Raw genomic sequence first — 8,570 nt, forward strand, 5'->3', positions numbered from 1 at the left:
TGACCCGGCAGGCCGGCCGGGAGCTGGACCACGGTCTGCGGGCGCCGCTTCCTCCGGTGTCCGATCTGCGCGACCTCCGAAGGGTGCGACCTTGGAGTCACGTCCACGCTGCTCGCTCATGCGGTTCCTCCATCCGTCTCGATCCGATCCCGAGGACGACGCCCTGGGGCGGAATCGAGACGGTTGATCCACCCGGGGAGGGCCGCGGCACGTGGATACATCTGTGCCACACGCTCATTGCCACTTCTGCAGCCGACCACGACAGATCTCAGGAATCTTTGAGCGGCGTCCCGAACGGTCCGCGTCACAATGCTCCTCAAAACGTTCGATTGGGGCAGCGGTCGCGCTGTCGGAACTTTATTACTCGTCAGTTCGAACGAACCACCTTCGAAATCGGAGTGCGGCAACCCGCCCGCTCACGGCTGCTCACACTTTCGGGGTGACGGGTTGCAGGATTGCGGATCGCAACTCCGTGTCGAACGCAGCACCGTCGGACTCGGGCGCATTCCGCAGCCGAGGTGGAGGCCGCCCACCGATAGGTACGTCAACCGACGACACTCCGCACCCGCTTGACAGACCACCCCGCATTGTTATGCACCTATTCGGGTGATCTCACATTCGTTTGTTAGACGCTGGCCGCGTGCGAAGCCTCCGGCGGAACGCCCTACACGCCCAAACTTTCCGGTCTGTTTTGTCACCTCAGGTCGGTGTAGCCGCTCCTCGGTAAGAGCAGACTCATGAATCAGGGGATGTGCATGTACCCAGCATGATCTGCACGACCGATGTGCGGAGCGGATTCGCATGGACTACTAAATCAGGAAAGGATGTGTCACCTCATGCGAACCGCGAGAGGAGCAGACACTGTAGACGGGCAGGACTCCGTCTTGGTGGGGGGCGATCCGGAGCTCCACGACACCGACTTCCCGTCACCCGTGCCGCAATGCGAAGTGGAGCAGAGCATGCGCGAAGTCGAAACAGTAACGCTCCATTTCGACCTGAGCCATCTACGTCACCTGCCAGCGCACCAGCAGGTGTTCACCCTCAAGGCGCTGGGCAAACACAAAGCGCTCAGGTGCCACGACGAGTCGACGCGCCGCCAGCACGCCCGGCACAACAAGGCGCTCGCCCAACTCTCGGAAGGCCAACTCGGGCGGCTCACCCACTACGCCGAACAAGTCACGATCCCGGCCGACGCCGTCGGTTTCCACTGGGTCGGCTACCCGTCCCAGCGCCCCGACGCGGTCCTGGACGAAATCGCGGTCGTCTTCCAGACCGTCCCGAGCGCCGCGATACGTCGCGCAGTGCGCGCCATGCAGCGCGATGGCGAGCTGTCGGTCCCGGCAGGCCTCAGACACTTCGGCGTGACGACGGTCGCCGACGACGTCGACGACGTCGAGTCACTGCACGTCGACGCCTCAGTCACCGTCAATCACAAGGCGACGGCGCTGACGCTGATCATGCAACACCCCGAAATCAGCACTCTGGTCCCAGAATTGCACCAGCGCATCAAGGAACTCGTCCAAGCGGAGGCGGAAGCGTCCTTCACTGACCTATGGGTGTATCTCTCCAACAACCCGGACAGCTGGTACAGGGACGACGTCGTCAGGAACCCCAACGACGACACCATCATGGAACCGGCCTCGGATCTGACCGACATCAACGGCGATCCCGTGGAGTGGCCGACCAAGACAGTCGACGGTCGCAAGGTCGGCGTCATTCCGCAGTTCAATCTGTCCGCCCAACTCGACGACGCGCTCCGACCGGTGGTGCAGGACGTGGTCAGGTTGATCAAGCAGCAGCCTTGGCTGAAGGGTCAGCAGTGGGCCATCCAGCAGGGTGTCACCCAACTATCGCGGACGAATGTCACGCCGAACCAGACACCGCGCGTGGCGGCGTCCGCGGGCGCGCCGGCCCAGGCGGACTGGACCGTGGTCAGCAAGACTTCCATGTATCGCCTTGACCTGCTTCAGGACTCGATCAAGTTCGACGCATCCAGCAATACGCTGAGCTTCAACGTCAAGAACTGGGCCAACCGCGGCCTGGGTGCTTATGCCCAGTTCCTCGACGCCAATGGGCAGCCGATCCCTGACCCCAAGGGAATCAGCAAGCACTACCTGCGGCTCATCGGCCCGTGCGCCCCGTTCTACGGCATACCGGTGTGGGCGAACACGGTGCCGCTCTCGTTCGAAGTCCCCCCCTCCGCGACGGGAGCGAACGTGCTCTTCGGCGGGCTGGGCCACGGCAGCAGGGACAAGGATGTCGACGAAGAAGGCCTGATCTACACGTGCTGTGTCAGCTATGGCATCCCGTCGCTTCTGTGTGTCTTGTCCGTCGGCGTGCAATCCACCCGGTGGTACACGGACTTCCTCGATTCACCTGAGCTCTTGGACAGGCTCATGTTCGTGGGGCTGCCCATCTTCCTTGGCGCGTTCGTCGTCGGCCACGAGACTCTGGGTCCGGAGCAGACGCTCCTCAAGTGTGGCCAGTTCGTCGCGGGAATTCTGCTCAACAAGGCCCTCAAGGCAGTCGCCTTGAAGATCACCGGGTACGTGACGACTCAACAGTTGATGCAAAATGCACCCTTTGCCGGATGGGCGCTTCGAGTCGCCAGCTTAACCTGCGCCCTCGCCAACATGACTGCCACCAGCGTCGAGGTGGCGCTATCCCCGGCCGTCTACCAGCTGCAGGCCAAACGCTCGATGACGCTGAACGTCTCGGTCCGCCCAGACCCGACCCACGGCACGCAGAAGCCGATCTGGCCGAAGGGCGGCGACCACTACGTGATCGACGTCCAGTACAAGGGCGGGACGACGTTGACGAAGACCGGGCCGATGCCCGACCAGAAGGACGCACCGATCACGGTGACCTACTCGAAGGCCACCAACGACGCCCTGCCTTCGGCACCGGGTCAGCAGTTTCAGATCGTCGCCCACGTCTACGCGGCCAACGACTGGCTGTGCGGGAAGTGGGTCAGCGGATGGATCGAGGCGCTGCCGACCGACGGCGATGTCCGCAGCGAAGCCGGCTCGATCATCGAGGAATTGGTGGCGCTGGTCCCCGGTACCGAATACAAGCACGACGGAAAGCTCAAGTATGACGGCCCGGCTGGGACCTACGTCTGGGAGAAGGCCAAGGGCGTCCCGCCGTCGGGGACCGCGGCGAGCCTCAACAAACAGGATGTCGGACAACTCGTCGACCTCACGATCAACAACCTGGCCTACCGCCTCGGCTACTGCTACCGGGCCAAGAACCAGAACCTGCCGCTGGACTATCGCAAGGAAAACCAGTCCAGCTCCATGTACATGCTCGAGAGCATCTCGACGCTCGCCAAACCCGGCGATGGCATGCAGGCGCCGACGCGTGGGTTCTCCATCCAGCCTTCCATCGCCTTCGACCAATTCGGCCCGGCCAGCCTGTTCACCATCGAATCGTCCACCGAAAACCGCGGCTTGCTGAACCAGGGCGGGGCCGTGCCGCCCGGCATCGCCACGATCTTCACCAACCAGGGCTTCCCGCTGCGCGACGGCATGCAGGTGAAGGTGGTCACGAAGGACGCGTCGTGGCAGATCGGCACCAAGGACCGGTCCGCGGCGTTCGATCTGCGCCGGCAGGCCGACGTCGTCGACGTATTCACCGCACCTGCACCGGCCGTCAGCCCCAACAACTTCTACCTAGACACCCGGACCGGCGCGCTCTCCCACCTGCGCCTGGTCAACCTGTTGCACGACGGCGGCAACACATTCGACTACGACTCGACCCGAAGCTGGGGCGCATTCGGACTGCAAAACCTCGACGCCCTCGCCGTGCATCCCAACGGCTACGTCATCGCCATCAGCTACCTCAACCACAAGATGGAGATCCTGAAGTTGCCCACGAGCGGAGTACCGGACAAGGAAACGCCACGGGCGCTACCGTTCTGCGGCAAGGGGATTCGCGAGGGATTGATGAGAGGTCCGGTTGCGATGACCATCTCCGCCGACGGGCGCATCCTGGTGCTTGAGCAGACCAACGCCCGCATCCAGGCCTTCGATACCCAGGCCAACCCGGTGCAATGCTTCGCGGCGGCCCTGACGTTCGGCCTTCCCGCCGGCTTCGGCACCGACCTGAATGCCGCCAGCGCCTCGAGGGCACTGCTGCAAGAGTTGCAGAAGAACGTGCCCGTGATGAACACCAGCAGCCAAGCCTGTGATCCGCGCTACCTGCTGACCCCGGCGTTCAGCATGACCGAAGGATTCGTCGCCGCACTCAACGCCGGCACCGTCACGCCGGAATTGCAGAAGCAGTTCGACGACAACGCCCTGCCGTTGGGCGAGGGTGCGACGATCCTCCAGACGACGCGCAACGTCTGGCTCCTGCGGGACAGTGCCCACGGCGTGAACTACGACATCCGCTTCAACGGCGAGATGCTCGGCGAAGTAGACGTCTACCAATGCTTCGCGCCGACCATCATCGTCAAGGCGGCGAGCAGCGAATGGCTGGTCATGGACAAGACCAACACGCTCAGCTTCGACGTGACGGCCCGAGGCGGTCGAGACCTGCAGTGGCGCCACATGACCTCGGTGATGCCCCTCAGAGACGGACCTTCCGGCCGAGTCACCTATCTCGACGTGGCCATCGAGAACAAGGGCTTCGTCTACGTCCTGTCCTACGTGAACGAGGGGTCCAAGTCCACCGACTATCGCCTGGATCTCTACAACCCCGACGGTACGCCGCTCAATCCCAACAAGGACAGCCACAACGGCCAAGTAAACGCCGCCCGCATGGCAGTGGACCAGTGGCGCACTCTGTTCACACTCAACTACGAACAGATGCAGGGGCGGGCCGGTCGCCCGGAACCGACAGTGAGCCAATGGATTCCCTGACGGTCGACGACGCGGCCGCCTCGCCGCGCTCCACGACGAGCAACAGGGTCGCGCAGCCAGAGGCCGACGCGTCGCCGGCTCCCGACCGATCCAGATTGAGTCGATGCACGAAAGGAGTTGCGGAACTTGATATCACAGGCGCCAGATTGTTCCCTCAGTGGGCCGCCGCCCTATAACCTTCAGGGCTGCGACCTGAGCGGGAGGAACTTGTTCGGCAAGGACCTCACCAATGCGCAACTGCAGAACGCAAAGCTGCTGGGGACGACCTTCAACGGCGTCGTCAGCATGGACGGGGCCGACTTGTCCGGGGCCATCATCGGAGGCGGTACCGACTTCACCGGGTGTGACCTCTCGAAGACGAACTTCGGGCCCGCACCCAACTTCGGCACGAGTGACCTCTACCTCACCAAGTTCGTCGGAGCGACCCTCCCCTACGCGACCCTGAAGAACCTGAAGAAGCAGTGGCTCTACCTGGACCTCAGCCGTGCGGTCATCCTCGACCTACCCACCGACCTGAGCGGGCTCGTCGTGACGCGGTCGAACCTGAAGGGGTTCACGTTCACAAATCGCGCGTTGCAATGCGCTCAGTTCAAGGGCACCATTCTGCAGGACGCCGACTTCAGCGGCGCCTCATTGACCTCCAGCGCGTTCAGTGGGTGCGACCTGACAAGCGCGAAGTTCGTTGGCGCCCAAATCGGTAAGGGCAACTTCACCGAAGGCACCCTCAACAGGGCCGACTTCACCGGCGCCGACCTGACGGGAGCGGGATTCGGCAAAGCGGGACCGATGAACGGTACACGCTTCGACAACACCGATGCGACCTCTTGTTTCATGCTGGTGGGTGCGCCGCCGAACTTTTCCACGGACCCGAAGAACCTCACCTCCTTCCGTGGCGCGAAGCTCAAGATCTTTCCAGGCTTATATCGCCGCTGGACATGCCTGGACCTGACCGGGGCCACATTCGTGGACTTGAAGGACTACCGCGGCGACCTCGGGCAGCTTCAAGCGCAACATGCGGTGCTCACGGGCTTGGACCTGAGCAATGTCAACTTGGACGGGTGCGACCTGACCGAGGCCACGCTGACCGGCGCGAAGTTCAACGGCGCGCACCTCATCGGGGCGCGAATGCGCGGCGCGCAGAGCACCTGCGAACTCTTCCGCATCCCCAAGACGTCGAGTGACTATCAGCCGCTCCTCGACGCGTTGCGGGACAACACTTCAGCGGCAGTCGCCCGCATCTTCGCCGAACGCGGCCATCCCGTCGCGGAGGCTCGGGTCGCAATCAAGCGTCCGAGCCAGTGGTGGACCGTCAGCGACGCGTCGACCGTCTACACCGTGATACGCGGGACGTCCGCCGACTCCGAGCCCCTGATCGTGTTCCGCCTGAACCTGATCACTCAGTTCAAGGGTGCCTTGCTGAAGGGCGCAATGGGCAGTCCCAACAATGGCCGACCGACCGCCTTGAGGGGCGCGATCTTCGACGGCGCCACCATGGACGATGCCGATTTCAGCGGGGCCGACCTTGGGCAGGTCAATCCCTACGACCCGGACACGGCGGCCCAATTCAAGGGCGCCAGTATGAATTGCACGGCGTTGAGCCAGGCCAACCTCACCGGAGCGCAACTGACCGGGACCGTCTACCTGCACGGCGCCAACCTGACCTGCGCCACGCTCAAGGACGCAGACCTCACCGGAGCGCAGCTGGGCGCGCTTGCGGAGTTGTTCCGCGTCGCGCAGACGTCCGGCGACTATTCGACGTTGTTCTCGGCATTGCAGCGCAACGACGCTCCAGGTGTGGCTGCCACGTTCAAGAAGTACGGCGCGACTGTGCAATCCAGCACGACGACGGTGAGGACGGATTTCGACGGCAGGTCGTGGAGGATCGCCGACAAGTCCTCACAGAAGGACTACACGGTATTGAACTGGGCCTCGTCGGACGGGGCGACGTTCTTGATCGTCTCGACGCCGACCGGCGCCGCGACGTTGACCGGTGCGTACATGCCCAATGCCAGGTTGGTCGACACGAACCTCTACGGTGTCTCCGCCGCACACTTGCAGCTTTACGGACCGAGAGCCCGCCTCGACGGAGCCATCCTCGACCTGTGCCAGCTGCCCAACGCCAACTTCGCCGGCAGTGCCATGGGCGTCAAGTCCCTCTACTGGGTCGATTTGAGCTATGCCAACCTGATCAATGCCAAACTCACCGGGGCGGACCTCTCCAACGGCGTGACGCTGTCGTTTGCCAACGTGCAAGGGACCGATTTCACCGATGCGAAGCTGAACGGGGCGAACCTGGTCGACGCGGCGGTCGCGGTCCCAGTGACGAGTTCGGGAATCGCGGGCACTTACCTATTCAGCATCGGGCCTACCGAGCAGGCGTATTCGTCCGTGCTGGCGGAACTGGAAGCGGCGGCCCCGTCAAGCGTGCCGATCACCCTTACCAGCAGCACGGGCACCATCGCGGAATCCGTCGGAAACCTCCAGAAGGGCGCCATCGACCCTCTGCGCCGACTCTTCAACGACCGCAAAATCTCTTTGCCGCCGGGGGCGACGATCAAGCCGACCGGCGACGAGTACGCCTGGCAGATCATCACCGGCGAGACAGTGGCTCCCGGTGACTACATTGTCTGGCACGGGTTGGACAGCTTGGGCGTGGATGCGCTGCTAGCGGGTCCCAGCATGCCGAACCTGCAGCGCGTGTGGGGGACCAATTTGCAGCAGGCGTGCGGGAAGAAGTCGGCGGTCGCGAGTTCACTGCGCTGGCAAGCCACCGTGTCGCGAGTGGGCCCGGGGCCCGACCAGTGGAAGATCGACAACGACCAGGACAACCCCAACAACATGAGCCTGGGCTACACGAGCGTGCTGGTGACCAAGGACAGCGACAATTCACTGGCCTTCTACGGGACCACTCTGCACATCGAGCAGATGGGGGACTCCACCAAGAGGCAGATCGTCATCCTGACCTACAAGCAGACTCAACTGTCCGCAAAGGAAGTGGGTGACAACACGATCTGCCCCAACACACAAACCCTCAGTTCGAACAACAAGCAGAAGGTCCCGTGGGAGCGCATGATGCGGGCATCGAAGCGACCCGCACCGCCGACGTGCGTACCTAGTCCCTACGGGAATTGCCCACAGATCAGTGTGTCAACGGCGACCGAGGCGCAGACACGGTCCTGACGCCCGACGACGGCAGGGCACCGATCAGCCTAGCGCTCACTCTGTCAGGGGCGTTGGGCGAACCTGCCGCCGCAGGCCTTCACTCGTGCGAGTTGATGCGCGTCACCGATCCACACCGCCGTCGACGGCCGCGGCCGGCGCTGGCAGCGATCATCACCGGCGGACAACGCAACGATGGCGCGATGCTGACTGCGGTGCTCGATGAGATCCGCGTGCCCCGCCGCGGCCCCCGACTCCCGCATACCCGACCAGAGGCCGTACTTCCGACCGGCTCCCGAGCTGATTCCAGCCGTTGCCGTCAGGCCCACGGATCTGATCGAAGACGTCGCGGGCCCTGGGTACTTCCTCGGCGCCGTCGACCCAGGCACCGGCAGCCATCGACGCGGGCAGCTCGCATACCGCCTCTACCTCGACACCGACCGTCAGGCGATTCCCGTTCCTCGGCAGGTGGTCACCTGCCCGCACTACCAACTATCGGCCATCGACGGCAGAGCCGAGATCACCATTCCCACGACGGCCTGACCCGGC

General features: G+C 63.6%; 2 protein-coding genes and 1 pseudogene. All 3 read left to right on the forward strand.

Annotated elements, in window-relative coordinates; translation table 11 throughout:
- Positions 1–887: 887 nt before the first annotated feature.
- On the forward strand, positions 888–4,862 hold the full coding sequence (locus AZG88_RS29135; protein WP_061699877.1) for a hypothetical protein: 3,975 nt from the start codon (positions 888–890) through the stop codon (positions 4,860–4,862).
- Positions 4,863–4,988: 126 nt separating this feature from the next.
- A complete protein-coding gene (locus tag AZG88_RS29140) occupies positions 4,989–8,042 on the forward strand; it encodes a pentapeptide repeat-containing protein (RefSeq protein ID WP_269455081.1) in 3,054 nt (1,017 codons plus the stop codon).
- Between the two features lie 336 nt (positions 8,043–8,378).
- Positions 8,379–8,564 (forward strand): annotated as a pseudogene (locus AZG88_RS29145) (N-formylglutamate amidohydrolase); the annotation flags it as partial.
- Positions 8,565–8,570: the final 6 nt, after the last annotated feature.

Source organism: Rhodococcus sp. LB1 (assembly GCF_001583455.1).
Taxonomy (GTDB): Bacteria; Actinomycetota; Actinomycetes; order Mycobacteriales; family Mycobacteriaceae; genus Rhodococcus_F; species Rhodococcus_F opacus.